Source organism: Pseudomonas sp. GW823-FHT02F05 (assembly GCF_058797315.1).
Window position 1 is genome coordinate 44,992 of record NZ_JBXAJM010000015.1, and the last position, 17,045, is coordinate 62,036.

The window sequence follows — 17,045 nt, forward strand, 5'->3', positions numbered from 1 at the left end:
CCTTTTTTGTTTGCGCACGATTTGTCGAGCCATTGCGGAGAACGACATGAAAAAACTCAAACTGGTGATGATCGGCAACGGCATGGCCGGGGTTCGCACCCTTGAAGAACTGCTCAAGCTGAGCAACGAGCTGTACGACATCACCGTGTTTGGCGCCGAGCCTCACACCAACTACAACCGCATCCTGCTGTCGCCGGTACTGGCCGGTGAGCAAACCTTCGAAGAGATCGTGCTCAACGACCTGGATTGGTACCTGGACAACAACGTCAAGTTGCTGCTCAACCGCAAAGTGGTGCAGATCGACCGGGTCAAGCGCAAAGTCATCGCCGAAGACGGCACCGAGGCCGAATATGACCGCCTGCTGATCGCTACCGGGTCCACGCCGTTTATCCTGCCAATTCCCGGCAACAGCTTGCAGGGCGTGATTGGTTACCGCGACATTGCCGATACACAGGCGATGATCGACACCGCCAAGACCCACAAGCATGCGGTGGTGATCGGCGGCGGCCTGCTCGGCCTGGAAGCGGCCAACGGCCTGATGCTGCGCGGCATGCACGTGACGGTGGTGCACATCGGTGAATGGCTGCTGGAGCGGCAACTGGACAAGACCAGCGGCCAGCTACTGCAAACCGAACTGGAAAGTCGCGGCCTGGTGTTTCGCCTGTGCGAGCAAACCCAGGCCCTGCACGATGCCGGCAATGGCCGCGTCGGCTCGGTGCAGTTCAAGAATGGCGACATCATCCCGGCCGACCTGGTGGTGATGGCTGCCGGCATCCGCCCCAATACCGAACTCGCGGAAAAGTCCGGCATCCCCTGCAACCGTGGGATCCTGGTCAACGACACGATGCAAACCTACGACCCGCGTATCTATGCGATCGGTGAATGCGCCAGCCATCGCGGCATCGCCTATGGCCTGGTGGCGCCCTTGTTCGAACAGGCCAAGGTCTGCGCCAACCACCTGGCCCAATTGGGCTTTGCCACTTACAAGGGCTCGGTGACCTCGACAAAGCTGAAAGTCACCGGCATCGACCTGTTCTCCGCCGGCGACTTCATGGGCGGCGAAGGCACCGAAACCATCACGCTCTCCGACCCGATTGGCGGCGTGTACAAGAAGCTGGTGATCAAGGACGACATCCTGGTCGGCGCCTGCCTGTACGGCGATACCGCCGATGGCGGCTGGTATTTCCGCCAGATCCGTGAGAACCACGCCATCGGTGAAATCCGCGATCATCTGATGTTCGGTGAAAATGCACTCGGCGATGTCGGCCACCAAGGCCAGGACAAAGCCATGAGCATGGCCGACAGCGCCGAAGTCTGCGGCTGCAACGGTGTGTGCAAAGGCACCATCGTCAAGGCGATCCAGGAACAAGGGCTGTTCAGTGTCGATGAGGTGAAAAAACACACCAAGGCCGCCAGTTCCTGCGGCTCCTGTGCCGGGCTAGTCGAGCAGATCCTGATCAACACCGTGGGCGGCGCCGCCGACGTCAAACCCAAAAGTGAAAAAGCCATCTGTGGCTGCAGCGACCTCAACCACGGGCAGATCCGCCAGGCCATCCGAGAGCAGCACCTGCTGACCATCGACAGCACCATGCGCTACCTGAACTGGCGCACCCCCAATGGCTGCGCCACCTGCCGCCCGGCCCTCAACTATTACCTGATCTCCACCTGGCCCGGCGAAGCCAAGGACGACCCGCAATCGCGGCTGATCAACGAACGGGCCCACGCCAATATTCAAAAAGACGGCACCTACTCTGTGGTCCCACGGATGTGGGGCGGCGTGACCAATCCTTCGGAGCTGCGCCGCATCGCCGATGTGGCCGACAAGTACAACGTGCCGATGGTCAAGGTTACCGGCGGCCAACGAATTGACTTGCTCGGTATCAAGAAGCAGGACTTGCCAGGGGTATGGAAGGACCTGGATATGCCGTCCGGGCATGCCTATGGCAAATCCATCCGCACCGTCAAAACCTGTGTGGGCAGCGAGTTCTGCCGGTTTGGCACGCAGAACTCGACGCAACTGGGCATCGAGCTGGAGCATGACCTGTTCAACATGTGGTCGCCTCACAAGGTCAAGTTGGCGGTCTCCGGGTGCCCACGCAACTGCTCGGAAGCGGGCATCAAGGACGTAGGCATTATCGGTGTCGACTCGGGCTGGGAGATGTACATCGGTGGCAACGGCGGGATCAAGACCGAAGTCGCAGAGTTCTTCGTCAAGGTGAAGACCGCAGAGGAAGTGCGCGAATACAACGGCGCATTCCTGCAGCTATACCGCGAAGAAGCCTTCTACCTGGAGCGCACCGTGCACTACCTGCAGCGGGTGGGCATGGAGCATATCAAGAAGGCTGTGCTGGAAGACCCGGCCCGCCGCCAGGCCCTCAATGAGCGTTTGCAGTTCTCGTTGTCATTCGAGCAGGACCCGTGGAAAGAACGCCTGGAACAGCCGCTGCTGAAAAAGGAATTCGACGTGATCCCCGTCAAACAACTGGAGGTCTCGCTATGAACTGGCTGGATATCTGCGCGCTCGATGAAATCAACGCCCTGGGCTCGCGCATCATCAGCGGGCCGAAAGGTGACATTGCGATTTTTCGCACCAGTGACGATGAAGTCTTTGCCCTCGACGACCGCTGCCCACACAAAGGCGGGCCGCTGTCCCAAGGCTTGATCTACGGCAAGCGGGTGGCCTGCCCGCTGCACAACTGGCAGATCGACCTGGCGACTGGCCAAGCCCAGGCCCCGGATATCGGCTGCGCCCACCATCATCAAGCCCGGGTCGAAAACGGCCGGGTGATGCTGGCTCTGCGGGACGCGGGTTGATGAACCGCCAGACCACCGCGTCCACCTGTTGTTATTGCGGGGTGGGCTGCGGCGTGCTGATCGAGCATGACGGCGAACAGATCCTGGGGGTGCAAGGCGACCCCAGCCATCCGGCCAACTTCGGCAAGTTGTGCAGCAAAGGCGCGAGCCTGCACCTGACCGGCGACTTGAGCGCCCGTGCGCTTTACCCGCAACTACGCTTGGGCAAAGAACTGGCGCGCACTCGCACCGACTGGGACACCGCCCTGGAACACGCGGCCAACGTGTTTGCCGAGACGATTGCCGAACACGGGCCCGACAGCGTGGCGTTCTATATCTCCGGGCAACTGCTGACCGAGGACTACTACAGCTTCAACAAGTTGGCGCGGGCGTTGGTGGGCACTAATAATATCGACAGTAACTCCCGGCTGTGCATGTCTTCGGCGGTGGTCGGCTACAAGCGCAGCCTGGGCGCCGATGCGCCGCCGTGCAGCTATGAAGACCTGGAAAACAGCGACTGCGTGATGATCGTCGGCAGCAATATGGCCTACGCCCACCCGGTATTGTTCCGACGCCTGGAGCAAGCCAAGGCGCAACGCCCGCAGATGAAAGTGCTGGTGATTGACCCTCGGCGTACCGACACCTGCGACTTGGCCGACCTGCACTTGGCCATCTTGCCGGGAACGGATGTGGCGTTGTTCCACGGAATTTTGCATTTACTGCTGTGGGAAGACTGGATCGACCGTGCGTTTATCCAGGCCCATACCGACGGCCTGGCCGAACTCAAGCGCCTGGTGCATGACTACACGCCGCAGATGGTCACGCAGCTGTGCGGCATCAGCGTCGAACAACTGCGCCTGTGCGCGCAGTGGGTCGGCACCTCCAGCAGCTTTTTGTCGCTGTGGTGCATGGGGCTTAACCAATCCACCGCCGGCAGCGCCAAAAACAGCGCGTTGATCAACCTGCATCTAGCCACGGGGACCATTGGCCGGCCGGGCTGCGGGCCGTTTTCCCTGACCGGTCAACCGAACGCCATGGGCGGGCGCGAAACCGGCAGCCTGTCCAACTTGCTGCCGGGCCACCGCGAAGCAGCCAACCCTGAACACCGCGCTGAAGTGGCGGCCTATTGGGGCGTGGAACAACTGCCCGCGACTACGGGCCTACCCGCCATCGAACTGTTTGAACAAGTGCAGGCTGGCAAGATCAAGGCGTTGTGGATTGCCTGTACCAACCCTGCCCAATCGCTGCCCGACCAGAACGCGGTGCGCGCCGCTTTGGCAGCGTGCCCGTTCGTGGTGTTGCAGGAAGCGTTTCGTACCACCGAAACCGCCGCCTATGCCGACCTGCTACTGCCCGCCGCCAGTTGGGGTGAAAAAGACGGCACGGTGACCAACTCCGAGCGGCGTATTTCCCACGTGCGCCGTGCCATCAACCCACCGGGTGAAGCACGCGCGGATTGGGCGATCACGGTGGATTTCGCACAGCGCCTGGAGCGTCGTCTGCGTCCGGGGTTGCCGAGCCTGTTCGCCTTTGAGCAAGCGGCGCAGCTGTTTGATGAATTCAAGTCACTGACCCAAGGCCGTGACCTGGATATGTCCGGCATCAGCCACGCCCTGCTCGACCGGCTCGGCCCGCAGCAGTGGCCCTTTCCCGAGGGTGCGCAAGCGGGTACGTCGCGCCTGTACACCGACGGCATTTTCCCTACTGACACGGGCCGGGCGCGATTTGTCGCCGAGCCTTACCGCGCCGCCAAGGAACAGCGCGATGCGCGATTCCCCCTGACCCTGATCACCGGTCGCCTGCGTGATCAATGGCACGGGATGAGCCGCACCGGCACGGCAGCGCAGCTGTTCGGGCACGTCAGTGAAGCATTGTTGAGCCTGCATCCGGATGAGCTACGCCGCCACCGCTTCAAAGAGGGTGACCTGGTCAGCCTGAAAAGCCGTCGCGGCAGCGTGATCGTCGCCGTCGGCAGCGATGACAGTGTGCGTCCCGGCCAAGCGTTTCTGCCCATGCACTGGGGCGACCGCTTTCTCAAGGGCGGCGTCAATACCCTCACTCAACCGGCGTTCGACCCTTTGTCCAAGCAGCCGGAGCTCAAGCACAGCGGTGTGCGCCTGGAAGCAGTGCAACTGCCGTGGCAGCTGTTTGCGCTGATCGAAGGCGATGTACAGCAGCACTTCGAAGCCTTGCGCCCACTGTGTGAAACCTTTGCCTACGTCAGCCTGAGCCTGGCTGGCCGTGAACGCCCCGCGCTGCTGGTGCGCGCCGCGCATACCGAGGCGCCCGACCTGCAACTCTTGACCCGTATCGACCAACTGCTGGGCCTCAACGACGGCCCGGTAATGGCCTATGACGACCCGCGCCGCTCAATCGGCAAGCGCGTAAAAATCGAGAAAGGTCGCATCACCGCCCTGCGCCTGGCCGGCGAAACCCTGGCCCGTCACTGGCTGCAAAGCCTGTGGCTGGAAGGCCGGGCCGATGGGCAACTGCGGCGCTGGTTACTGGCGCCCTTGAGCGCGCCGCCGGGCGGTACCACGGCCAGCAACAAGATTGTGTGCAACTGCAAGAACGTCAGCGAAAACGCCGTGTGTGCCGGTATCGGCAGCGGCCTGGACCTGGATGGCCTCAAACAGGCCCTGGGCTGCGGCACCCAATGCGGCTCCTGCGTGCCGGAAATCAAACGTCTTTTGGCCAGCAACCCGCAGCCAATCGCCATCAGTGTTTAAGGGGAACAACATGAGCGCAAAAGTGTGGCTGGTAGGCGCAGGACCGGGTGACCCGGAGTTGCTGACCCTGAAAGCGGTCCGGGCTCTGCAGGCAGCGGACGTCGTGCTGATTGATGATCTGGTCAACCCGACAGTACTGGAACACTGCACCAGCGCTCGGGTAATTACCGTCGGCAAGCGCGGGGGATGTCGTTCTACCCCGCAGGATTTTATTCACCGCCTGATGTTGCGTTATGCACGCCAGGGTAAGTGCGTAGTACGCCTTAAAGGCGGTGACCCGTGTATTTTTGGCCGCGGTGGCGAGGAGGCAACCTGGCTGCGCGAGCGTGGAATCGAGGTGGAATTGGTCAATGGCATCACCTCAGGGCTGGCCGGGGCGACCCAGTGTGACATCCCTTTGACCTTGCGCGGAGTGAGCCGTGGAGTGACCTTGGTCACCGCGCATACCCAGGATGACAGTAGCTTGAACTGGCGTGCGCTGGCGGAGGGTGGAACCACGCTGGTGGTGTATATGGGCGTGGCCAAGCTGGAAGAAATCCGCGAACAGCTGCTCAACGGCGGCATGGCTGCGGATATGCCGGTGGCAATGATCGAAAACGCTTCATTGCCCCAGCAACGCGAATGCCGCAGCTCCCTGGCGGCCATGCATGAAGCTGCAAAAGCCTTTGCACTGAAGAGCCCGGCCATCCTGGTGATTGGCCAGGTTGCCGGCGCCGCACAGATGGCTAGCATCGCCGCTGCGGCAAGCGCCTGAGGCAAATCGCAGGCGAAAAAAAGCCCGGCCTGAGCCGGGCTTTTCTTTACTACTCAGTAATTACTGAGCGGTAGCTTCAACCGACGCTTCTACGCGACGGTTAACAGCGCGACCAGCTTCAGTTGCGTTGTCAGCAACTGGGCGGGATTCGCCGTAACCAACAGCAGTTACACGGCTAGGAGCAACGCCGTCTTTAACCAGGACTTGCTTAACAGCGTCAGCACGACGCTGGGACAGCTTCTGGTTGTAAGCGTCTGGACCTACGGAGTCAGTGTGACCAGCAACTTCTACGTTGGTAGCTGGGTACTGAGCCATGAAGTCGGCCAGGTTTTTAACGTCGCCGTAGCTGTTAGGCTTAACAACGGCCTTGTCGAAGTCGAACTTAACGTCCAGCTCAACACGAACAACCTGAGCAACCGGAGCTTCTGGCTCTGGAACTGGCTCTGGAGCTGGTGCTGGGGTAGGAGCTGGAGCAGCTGCGCCAGCGTTACCGCCGAAGTTCACGCCCAGGCCAACCAGTGCGGAGTAGTCCCACTTGCCGTTGTCCAGACCGTAGTCAGCTTCAACACCAGCACGAGCGTACAGGTTGTTGGTGAAGTAGTACTTCACGCCGGTACCGATGGTAGCGAAAGTGGTCTGGTCGCGACCGCTGTGGCCGTCAGCCTGAACGTTGGTACGGCTCTGGTGGCCGAAACCGCCTTCAACGTATGGACGCAGGCTATCAACGCCAGCCTGACCGAAGTGGTACTGAGCAACGAGGCTGCCAGTGTCACCTTTGATCTTCTGGTTGCCAGTGCCGTCGTTCGAACGGGTGTGGTTGGTCTTGTCGTACGACAGATTCAACGACAGATCGTCGGTCAGGAAGTAACCAATGCGAGCGCCTGGGTTGAAGCCGTCTTCGATGTGCTTAACGCTATCGTTGTACTGCTTCTTGTAGAACAGCTCGCCTTCAACTGCGCCTTGGCCTTGTGCCAGAACGCCGAAAGAAGTAGCGGCAATAAGAGAACCAATGGCCAAGCCCAAGGTGTTTTTCAGTTTCATCCGTTAAATCCCCATCTGGTGATTGTAAAGCAGTCCCACAAACCGGGGGACAACTCGGCGACAAGTCTAACAGAACTTGCCTACACGTAAGAGATATTTGCTACGCACTAAGTTTCAGTCTCGCCCGCAAATTTCTCACGTAATTTATCAAGAGCACGCTTGTACCGCATTTTTGTAGCACTCAAACCCATATGCATGATGTCAGCGATTTCCTGAAATTCCAGCTCTGCGACAAATCGAAGCACCAGAATTTCGCGGTCAATCGGGTTCACATGCACCAACCAGCGATCAAGTCCGCCCTTTTCCTCGGGTGCCGGCGCCTTCTCTTCAGACGCCTCCTCAAGGGGGTCCAGACTCAAAGCGTCCATCAAGCGACGCTTTCGCCGTTCCTTCCGATACTGCGTGATGCACTCGTTGTACGTGATGCTGTACAGCCAGGTCTTGAACTTCGATTTGCCCTCGAAGTTCTTCAGGCCGTATAGCACCTTGAGCATCACTTCCTGACAGACATCATCCGCGTCTCTATCGTTCCCCAAATACCTTGAACAAACGTTGAACAGAGTGCGTTGATACCTGCGCATCAATTCTTCGTACGCGCGTGTTACGTGAAACAGCTCCGTGTGCGAGCGCGCGACCAACTCCTCATCAGAGAGCTCACGGGGGTCATAGCGCGTGGACAGCGTTTGGGCTTTATTCAAAACAAGTCGTGCCGACAGTCAGGTCAATGTCCGCTGCAACCCGGTCACCCGGGTTTGCGGCGGCGTACATTAGCAGGATTTGCCGGATTAGCGGCTACTGACCTGCTGCTCCAGGAGAATCCGGTTCGACAGCGACACCAGTTCCCCGTCATCGGTCAGCACGGTCGTCTTGACTGTGCCGATCTCCTCGATTTGCCCTTCGACCTCGCCCACACGCACCTGTTGCCCAACTTGATACAGCTCACGCACATAGATTCCCGCAAGAATCTGACCGGCAATTTCCCGGCTTCCCAACCCCATGGCCAGCGCAACTGCCAGACCAACGGTAATCAAAACAATCACAATAACGTGGTTGAGCAGGTCAGTCTTGACCTCCAACTGGCTGATCGCGACGGAAATACTGATGATGATCACCAGCCCCTGTGCGATTCGCCCCAGGCCTGCCGCGTAGTCCAACCCCACGCCTTCGGCGGCCCCGCGCACCAGCCCGTTGGCCAGTTGCGCGAGTAAAACCCCCACCAGCAGCACCAGCGCGCCGCCGAAAACTTTCGGCAAATACAGTGCCAGCATGTCGAGCGTAGCTGAAACTCGCTCAAGTCCAAGGGACTGCGCTGCAGAAACCAGAAAAATAAGTAGAACAAACCAATAGACGATCTTGCCGATCAGGGTCGAAATCGGTACTTGCAACCCCGCGCGGCCGAGCAATTTGGTCAGGCCAGTGCCCGCCATCAGGCGATCGAGCCCCAGTTTGGCGAGCAATTTGGACAGCAGGGTATCGAGCAGCTTGGCCACGACAAAACCCAGCAATACCAGGACCAGGGCACCAAACAGGTTGGGAATGAAATTCGCCACCTTGGTCCACAATGCGGTCATCGCGGTGACCAGGCTCTGGGTCCAGAGATCAAGTTCCATATTCAATCAGCCTTATCAGCAGTGCTAGCAAGAGGTTTACGACGGGAAACCGGTGACACATGGGCCGAACCGTTGTTCAGGGCCATCATCAACGCCGGCAACCAACGCCCGAGCAGACCGAACAGGTCACCCGCCCCTACCTGACGGTTGGCGGTTTTCAGTACGCGGCCCAGGCAGGCATCGTCATCACGGTTGGATGGCGAAGCATTGAGCATGTCACGCAAAGACTGTTCGAACGGATCGTGCATAGAGACCTCTCGCAAGTGATTTAAAAGACGAGGGTAAAATTCATCGGGTCACATCGGCCGTTTCTTACGTTCAGGTCATATTCAGGTCAAACCCAGCGCAATCGCCGAAACAGCCACCATTGCCCCAGTGCCACAGACACCATCAACAGGCACGCAATCATGAATCCATAAGGGCTGGCAGAGAACGGAATGCCGCCCACATTGATACCGAGCAAACCGGTAAGAAAACTCATCGGCAAGAAGATCCCGGTGATGATCCCGAAGCGGTACATGGTGCGGTTCATGCGCAGGCTCAAGCGCCGGTCTTCAGCCTCCAGCACAAGCCCCACGCGCTCTCTGGCCAATTCCAGCTCTTCCAGGTAACGGGTCAGGCTGTTGTGCAGTTCGTTCCAATAGTCGGCATCGTCGTCGCAGAACCACGCCAATTTGATTCGTGTCAGCTGGGCGAAAATATCCCGCTGTGGGGCCAGGAAGCGCTTGAGTCCGGCGGCTCTTCGACGGATCTGCAGAACGCTGCCGTGCTCCGGGGTATACCGTTCGTCGGCATCGAGTTTTTCTTCCTCGGAATCGACGATTTCAGACAAGCCAGCGACCAGATCCTGCACTTTGTTGGTCAGGTACTGAGCCATATAAAGGATGAGTTCAGACGCCGTCCTGGGGCCTTTGCCGTCTGCCAGTTGCACCAGCAACTCATCGGTAGCGCGCAAGGGGCGCAAACGCAGGGAAATCACTCGGTTGGCGGCGGCGAAGATACGCACCGACACCATGTCTTCCGGCTCCGCGCCTGGGTTGAGATTGATCCCGCGCAGAAACAACAGCAACTCGGCGTCCGGCAGCGGCAACAGGCGTGGACGGGTGTTTTCCTCCAGCAGCAAGTCACAGGCAAACTCGCTAAGGCCGCTGGATTTACGCAGCCAGGTCTGGGTTTGAGGATGGCTGCGATCCCAGTGCAGCCACAGGCTTTCCTGGGGCTGCAACTGCAAATCGTCGAGTTCAGTCCGGGCAATCGAACGCGCACCGCCTTTACCGTCCAGCACCAGGGCATGCACCAGCCCCCATTGCGCGTTTTCTTCTTCGAACATCCTCACCCCGATCGGTTGCGGCAGATTATTCAGGCATTTTCAGCGGGCTGGGTGACACGATCACCCCGTTGTTATCGGCATAAATGTACTCACCGGGGCGGAACGTCACGCCTGCGAATGTCACCGGCACGTTCAGGTCGCCAAGGCCGCGCTTGTCGGTTTTTTTCGGATGAGAGGCCAGGGCCTGCACACCCAGGTCGGTCTGGGCGATGACGTCTACATCACGGATGCACCCGTAGATCACCAGCCCTTCCCAACCATTTTTCGCGGCTTTCTCGGCAATCATGTCGCCCAGCAACGCGCAGCGCAGCGAACCACCACCGTCTACCACCAGCACTTTACCAGCGCCCGGCAGGTCAGCCTGCGCCTTGACCAGCGAGTTATCCTCGAAACATTTGAGGGTGACTATCTCGCCACCAAAGGAGTCTCGGCCACCGAAGTTGCTGAACATCGGCTCCACTACCTGCACCAGCTCCGGGTAGGCGTCACACAGGTCGGGGGTCACGTAATGGTTCATCGAGAAACTCCTGTCATCAAAGAAGAGGTCGAACATCCACGGTGTACATCAAGAAAACGCCCCGCGACAGGCATTCTTTAAGCGCCTGCGGGTGGGCGGCGGCCATGATCAAACCACGATCAGCGCAACGCAATACACGTTACGCGACTGAATATGACCAGAAGCGCGTGGCGCGTCATATCTTAGCCGCAACCATTCAAGAGTGAAACGCCCTTGGTAGAGCGTTTCGTCAAACCGCTGCGGACACCTCCGGTTGCGTACCCAACAAGGGTGTCAGCGGGTCGTTCAACCAACGCTCGACCAAAGGCCACACTTGGGCCTGGGCCGCTTTGCTGACCAGCATCTGCACATGGCCGAAATCCTCGCTGAAACCTTGCTGACGTCCCAGGCACAGGTACTGGCGATGCTCGCTGCCCACTTGCTCGAAGAGCTTGCGGCAGGCCCAGTCCGGGTCTTGCCGGTCGCCCGCTGCGCTCACCGCCAACAGCGGCACATCGACCTGCGCCAAGCCTTTCCACCAGTCATGCTCGGCATCGCCAAACCGGCCGAACAGGCCGTTCCAACGCATCGCTTCGATCATCACGCCGGCCGGCTCGTCCTCGGGCCCACGCTTGAAGCGCGGGCCGGACAGATGGGCAAGGCGCTTGAGGATAAAGCGACCGCTCCACTCCACCGGTGGAATTTTCAACGGCCAGTGGGTGCGACTGACCTGGCAGCCGAACAACGCCACCGAGGCCACCCCCGATGCATCCAAGTGCCGCCCACCCAAGGCCGCAGCCAGGGTAGTGGCACCGAGGGAATGCCCGATCCAGTGCGGAATCTGCCCGCTTTGCTCACACACAAACGCCCCCACGGCCGGCAAATCGTAGCGCGCGTAATCGGCGACACGGTTTCTGGCGTAGTCGTGATTGCGTTTGGACAAACCATGGCCGCGCATTTCCGGGATCCACACATCAAATCCGCGACGCGCCAGGTAAGCCCCCAGGCCGATACCTTTGGGCGAATACCAGAAACGCCGGTTGGAAAAACTGCCATGCAACAAAATAATCGGCGTGCCCCGGTTTTCCGGGACATCGGCCAGGCCCAAACGGGTAACCGCCAGCTCGACGGTGCCGTCCGGGCTGTTACCGGGTTTGAGCCGGTAGACGTCTTCACTCAGGTCGCCGCGACGTTCAGCGCTGATCAGGGCGACAGGAAACAGATGGCTGCTGCTTTGCATAATGCTCTTGCACAAAAAAGGGCGGCGTCCGCAAGGATTCCCGCCCTGTACAGATAAGAATGCCGGTCACCCGCAACGAGTGACCGGCACTTTTGACCTTACGCCCTTAGGCGGACGCTTGGCCTTCAGCCAGGAAGAACCAGGTTTCCAGCACGGAATCGGGGTTCAGCGAGACGCTCTCGATCCCCTGCTCCATCAGCCATTTGGCCAGGTCAGGGTGGTCCGAAGGGCCTTGGCCGCAGATACCGATGTACTTGCCAGCCTTGTTACAAGCCTGGATGGCGTTGGCCAGCAGCTTCTTGACCGCTGGGTTACGCTCGTCGAACAGGTGGGCGATGATCCCCGAATCGCGGTCCAGGCCCAAGGTCAACTGGGTCAGGTCGTTGGAGCCGATGGAGAAACCGTCGAAGAACTCCAGGAACTCTTCAGCCAGGATGGCGTTCGACGGCAATTCGCACATCATGATCACGCGCAGGCCGTTCTCGCCGCGGGTCAGACCGTTTTCTGCCAGCAGGTCCACGACCTGGCTCGCTTCGCCCAGGGTGCGCACGAACGGCACCATGATCTCGACGTTGGTCAGGCCCATCTCGTTGCGCACACGCTTGAGCGCACGGCATTCGAGCTCGAAGCAGTCACGGAAGGCTTCGCTGATGTAACGCGAGGCGCCGCGGAAACCCAGCATCGGGTTTTCTTCTTCCGGCTCGTAGAGCTTGCCGCCGATCAGGTTCGCGTATTCATTGGACTTGAAGTCCGACAGGCGCACGATGACCTTTTTCGGGTAGAACGCCGCAGCCAGGGTGCTGATGCCTTCGACCAGTTTCTCGACGTAGAAACCTACCGGGTCGTTGTAGCCGGCGATGCGCTTGTCGACGCTTTCCTTGATGTCCAGCGGCAGCCCGTCATAGTTCAGCAGTGCCTTGGGGTGCACGCCGATCATGCGGTTGATGATGAATTCCAGGCGGGCCAGGCCCACGCCGGCGTTCGGCAACTGCGCAAAATCAAAGGCGCGGTCCGGGTTGCCGACGTTCATCATGATCTTGAACGGCAGGTCGGGCATGGCGTCGATGGAGTTTTGCTTGATATCGAAGCCCAGCTCACCTTCGAAGATAAAGCCGGTATCGCCTTCGGCGCAGGAAACGGTCACGCCCTGGCCATCCTTGAGCAGTTGGGTGGCGTTGCCGCAACCCACGACTGCCGGAATCCCCAGCTCACGGGCAATGATCGCCGCGTGGCAGGTACGCCCGCCACGGTTGGTGACAATGGCACTGGCGCGCTTCATCACCGGTTCCCAATCCGGGTCGGTCATGTCGGAAACCAGTACGTCACCCGGCTGGACCTTGTCCATCTCGGACACGTCCTTGATGATCCGCACCTTGCCTGCGCCAATGCGTTGGCCAATGGCACGGCCTTCTACCAGCACGGTGCCGGTTTCTTTGAGCAGGTAGCGCTCCATGACGTTGGCCGAAGTGCGGCTCTTCACGGTTTCCGGGCGAGCCTGCACGATGTACAGCTTGCCGTCGTCACCGTCCTTGGCCCACTCGATGTCCATCGGGCACTTGTAGTGCTTTTCGATGATCATCGCTTGTTTGGCCAACTCACTGACTTCAGCGTCGGTCAGGCAGAAACGCGCGCGCTCGGCCTTGTCGACTTCAACGGTTTTGACCGAGCGACCGGCCTTGGCCTCATCGCCGTAGATCATCTTGATGGCCTTGCTGCCCAGGTTACGGCGCAGGATGGCCGGGCGGCCCGCTTCGAGGGTGCCCTTGTGTACGTAGAATTCGTCGGGGTTGACCGCGCCTTGTACGACGGTTTCGCCCAGGCCGTAGGCGCCGGTGATAAACACCACGTCACGGAAACCGGATTCGGTATCCAGGGTGAACATCACACCGGCAGTGCCGGTTTCCGAACGCACCATGCGCTGCACACCGGCAGACAGGGCCACCAGCTTGTGGTCGAAACCCTGGTGTACGCGATAGGAAATCGCACGGTCGTTAAAGAGGGAGGCAAACACTTCCTTGGCCGCGCGGATCACGTTTTCGACGCCGCGAATGTTGAGGAAGGTTTCCTGCTGGCCCGCAAAGGAGGCGTCCGGCAAGTCTTCGGCGGTGGCAGAGGAACGCACGGCAACAGCCATGTCCGGGTTACCGGCCGACAGAGTGGCGAAGGCGGTGCGAATTTCTTCGTTGAGCTTCTCGGGGAACTCGGCTTCCATGATCCACTGGCGGATCTGGGCGCCGGTCTTGGCCAGGGCGTTGACGTCATCGACGTCCAGGGCGTCCAGCGCGGCGTGGATCTGGGCGTTGAGGCCGCTCAGCTCGAGGAAGTCGCGGTAAGCCTGGGCCGTGGTGGCGAAACCACCGGGCACCGAGACACCAGCGCCTGCAAGATTACTGATCATCTCGCCGAGGGATGCGTTCTTGCCCCCCACATGCTCTACATCATGGACGCCGAGCTTATCGAGGGAAACTACGTACTCTACCAAGGTGATCTCTCCACTTTCTGTGTTGGAAAAGCTCAGGACGCGGGTTGCTCAGTAGGAGCTAACGCCAGCGCTTGTGGCCTGGACCTGGAAAATAAGTGAGAATGCGGCCCACTGCGGGACGGCAAAATCGCGCCTATCATATCCAAGATTCGCCATCAGCTTAAGGCCCAGGGCTCAAATGAAACGATCTGCTTTCTTTATTTCCGACGGCACCGGCATCACAGCCGAAACATTGGGCCAGAGCCTGCTCGCGCAGTTCGAAAACATTACCTTCGCCAAATTCACCCGGCCTTATATAGACAGCGTGGATAAAGCGCGGGCCATGGTACAACAAATCAATCTGGCGGCTGAAAAAGACGGTTTTCGCCCGATCATTTTCGACACCATCGTCAATCAAGACATTCGTGAGATTCTCGCAACGTCGAATGGTTTCATGATCGACATTTTCTCTACCTTCCTGGCGCCGCTGGAACAGGAGTTGAGTGAACATTCGTCCTATTCCGTCGGAAAGTCCCATTCCATCGGGCATAACTCCAACTATATGGAGCGTATCGAGGCGGTGAACTTCGCCCTCGACAACGACGACGGTGCCCGCACCCACTACTACGACAAGGCCGACCTGATCCTGGTGGGCGTGTCGCGTTGCGGCAAGACCCCCACCTGCCTGTACATGGCCATGCAATTCGGTATTCGTGCGGCCAACTACCCGCTGACCGAAGACGACATGGAGCACCTGACCCTGCCCGCCGCCTTGCGCGCGCATTCACACAAGCTGTTCGGCCTGACCATCGACCCGGACCGGCTGACCGCCATCCGCAACGAACGCAAGCCCAACAGCCGCTACTCCAGCTATGCCCAGTGCGAATTTGAAGTGCGTGAAGTAGAAAATCTGTTTCGCCGGGAGAATATTGCGCACATCAATTCCACGCATTTTTCGGTGGAAGAGATTTCGGCGAAGATTCTGGTGGAGAAGGGTGTGGAGCGGCGCTTCAAGTGATCTCTGTCGCCTGATCTGATCGTTCCCACGCTCTGCGTGGGAACGCCGCCTGGAACGCTCCGCGTCCCGCAATAGCGACGCGGAGCGTCGCAAGATGGATTCCCACGCAGAGCGTGGGAACGAGCAATAACGCGGTCTCACAGATGAAACCGCCCGCCCCCCTGCCCCAACGCCGTCGCCAGCGCATCAAACCCCTCGCGCAATAACTGATCATCACCCGACGTGTTGCAGATACTCGCCCGAATAAACTGCGGCACCGCCGTCTGCCCCACGGCAAACGCCTCGGCGGTGGCGATCAGGTAATTGTTCTGCTTGAGCTCTGCCTCGATTTCCGAGGCCCGCCAGGGCTCCGGTACTTCGATCCAGAAGTGCGGGCTATTGAGGTGGGTGCGATAGGCCAGGCCGGTCAATAAATCTTCGACCAGCGTCTTGCGACGGCTGATCTCGTTGATCTGCTGACGCAACAAATATTCCGCCGTGCCGTTTTCAATCCACTGGGTCGCCAGTTCCAGGGTCACAGGTGTGGCCATCCAGCAGGTCGAACGTAGCGCCGCCGAAATGCGACTGACCAGCGCCGGCGGCGCATGCACGTAGCCCACCCGCAAACCGGCCGATACCGCCTTGCTCAGGCTGCTGATCAAGATCGTACGCTCAGGCGCGAAATAACTGAGGGGCGGCGGACGGTCCTCCACCAGCACACCGTGGGCTTCGTCCTCCAGAATCAGCAGGTTATGTTCGCGACACACCCTGGCCAAGGCTTCGCGGCGCGCCACCGACAACACAGCGGTGGTCGGATTCTGGATAGTCGGCGTGCAGTACAACGCCGAAATACGGTGATTGCGACAGACCTCATCCAGCGCCGTGGGCAGTACGCCTTCCTCATCCATCTCCAGGCCGATCAGCCGCACCCCCAGCATACGCGCAGCGGTAATCAGCCCGGGATAAGTCAACTGCTCGGTGACCACCGTATCGCCAGCACGCAGCAACGCCATCATGGCGCACAGCAAGCCGTGCTGGCCGCCGTTGACGCAGATGACCTGCTCGGGAATCGGATGAAACTCGCGCTGTACCAGCCATTGCGCGCCCGCTTCACGGTAACGCGGCAGGCCGGCGTCGGGGGTGTAGGCGCTGATGTCCTGGAGGAACTTGGCGTTGGTCGACAGGGTTTGAAAGCTCTGGGCGAGAAACACCGTCTCTTGCCCGGGAATGTGCATGTTGCGGCTCATGTCGAAGTACTGGCGCGGCTCCTCGCTGAAATTACGAAAGCCCTCATCACGCTGGCGCTCCATCCCACGCTTGCGCACGAAGGTGCCGTCACCTACCCGTGCAACCACCAGGCCCAGGCGTTCCAGTTCACCGTAGGCCCGGCTGATGGTGCCGATGGTCACGCCTAAATTGTCGGAAAGCACCCGATGGGGCGGCAGTTTTCGTCCCGGTTCAATCAAGCCTTCGAGGATGCCCCGTTCCATCACATCAGACAGGCGCTTGTACTTCACGCCCTGCCCGTTGGACAGGCCCTCACGCATAATTGACACCATGTCAATATTTGTTTTGACAGCCATCTTTCGCCCTA

At 59.7% G+C, this 17,045-nt stretch carries 14 protein-coding genes; 5 read left to right on the forward strand and 9 right to left on the reverse strand.

Translation table 11 applies throughout. The annotated features are described in order from the left end of the window. Positions 1-46: 46 nt before the first annotated feature. From nirB to cobA, 4 genes are read left to right on the forward strand one after another with little or no spacing between them, the layout of a single operon-like run. Positions 47-2,500 carry a nitrite reductase large subunit NirB gene (gene nirB / locus AC1RAC_RS18415; protein WP_034128365.1) on the forward strand — a complete coding sequence of 818 codons (2,454 nt, stop codon included), beginning with the start codon at positions 47-49 and terminating at the stop codon, positions 2,498-2,500. Then, positions 2,497-2,814 carry a nitrite reductase small subunit NirD gene (gene nirD, locus AC1RAC_RS18420; RefSeq protein ID WP_014719483.1) on the forward strand — a complete coding sequence of 106 codons (318 nt, stop codon included), beginning with the start codon at positions 2,497-2,499 and terminating at the stop codon, positions 2,812-2,814. The genes nirB and nirD overlap by 4 nt, the downstream gene beginning before the upstream one ends. Next, positions 2,814-5,522, forward strand: coding sequence for a nitrate reductase (locus AC1RAC_RS18425; RefSeq protein ID WP_492616878.1), 2,709 nt, complete (start codon positions 2,814-2,816; stop codon positions 5,520-5,522). The genes nirD and AC1RAC_RS18425 overlap by 1 nt, the downstream gene beginning before the upstream one ends. Before the next feature lie 10 nt (positions 5,523-5,532). Beyond that, entirely contained in the window at positions 5,533-6,276 is a 744-nt protein-coding gene (gene cobA, locus AC1RAC_RS18430) for a uroporphyrinogen-III C-methyltransferase (protein WP_057976264.1), read from the forward strand. A 60-nt stretch (positions 6,277-6,336) separates the two neighbouring features. On the opposite strand, the gene AC1RAC_RS18435 is transcribed toward cobA, so the two are convergent. From AC1RAC_RS18435 to ppsA, 8 genes are all read right to left on the reverse strand, one after another. Further along, on the reverse strand, positions 6,337-7,317 hold the full coding sequence (locus tag AC1RAC_RS18435; RefSeq protein ID WP_019820540.1) for an OmpA family protein: 981 nt from the start codon (positions 7,315-7,317) through the stop codon (positions 6,337-6,339). A 107-nt stretch (positions 7,318-7,424) separates the two neighbouring features. Beyond that, positions 7,425-8,015: an RNA polymerase sigma factor SigX gene (sigX, locus tag AC1RAC_RS18440; RefSeq protein ID WP_003193286.1), complete on the reverse strand. Its 591-nt coding sequence runs from the start codon at positions 8,013-8,015 to the stop codon at positions 7,425-7,427. Between the two features lie 87 nt (positions 8,016-8,102). Continuing rightward, the gene (locus AC1RAC_RS18445; RefSeq protein ID WP_003193288.1) at positions 8,103-8,927 is read right to left on the reverse strand and encodes a mechanosensitive ion channel family protein; all 825 of its coding nucleotides are present in this window, start codon (positions 8,925-8,927) and stop codon (positions 8,103-8,105) included. Positions 8,928-8,929: 2 nt separating this feature from the next. After that, entirely contained in the window at positions 8,930-9,175 is a 246-nt protein-coding gene (locus AC1RAC_RS18450; RefSeq protein WP_014719486.1) for a hypothetical protein, read from the reverse strand. Between the two features lie 86 nt (positions 9,176-9,261). Continuing rightward, positions 9,262-10,257: a zinc transporter ZntB gene (locus tag AC1RAC_RS18455; protein WP_054897192.1), complete on the reverse strand. Its 996-nt coding sequence runs from the start codon at positions 10,255-10,257 to the stop codon at positions 9,262-9,264. 25 nt (positions 10,258-10,282) lie between these two features. Continuing rightward, entirely contained in the window at positions 10,283-10,774 is a 492-nt protein-coding gene (gene rraA / locus AC1RAC_RS18460) for a ribonuclease E activity regulator RraA (RefSeq protein ID WP_014719488.1), read from the reverse strand. Between the two features lie 229 nt (positions 10,775-11,003). Further along, positions 11,004-11,993 carry an alpha/beta fold hydrolase gene (locus AC1RAC_RS18465; RefSeq protein WP_034128358.1) on the reverse strand — a complete coding sequence of 330 codons (990 nt, stop codon included), beginning with the start codon at positions 11,991-11,993 and terminating at the stop codon, positions 11,004-11,006. Positions 11,994-12,099: 106 nt separating this feature from the next. Continuing rightward, a complete protein-coding gene (gene ppsA, locus AC1RAC_RS18470) occupies positions 12,100-14,475 on the reverse strand; it encodes a phosphoenolpyruvate synthase (RefSeq protein ID WP_003193296.1) in 2,376 nt (791 codons plus the stop codon). A 178-nt stretch (positions 14,476-14,653) separates the two neighbouring features. Between ppsA and ppsR the strand changes: the two genes are divergently transcribed. Beyond that, positions 14,654-15,472, forward strand: a complete 819-nt coding sequence (gene ppsR / locus AC1RAC_RS18475) for a posphoenolpyruvate synthetase regulatory kinase/phosphorylase PpsR (RefSeq protein WP_003193298.1) — start codon at positions 14,654-14,656, stop codon at positions 15,470-15,472. Positions 15,473-15,609: 137 nt separating this feature from the next. Here the strand turns inward: ppsR and AC1RAC_RS18480 are convergent, their stop codons facing one another. Further along, positions 15,610-17,034, reverse strand: a complete 1,425-nt coding sequence (locus AC1RAC_RS18480) for an aminotransferase-like domain-containing protein (RefSeq protein ID WP_054897194.1) — start codon at positions 17,032-17,034, stop codon at positions 15,610-15,612. Positions 17,035-17,045 lie beyond the last annotated feature (11 nt).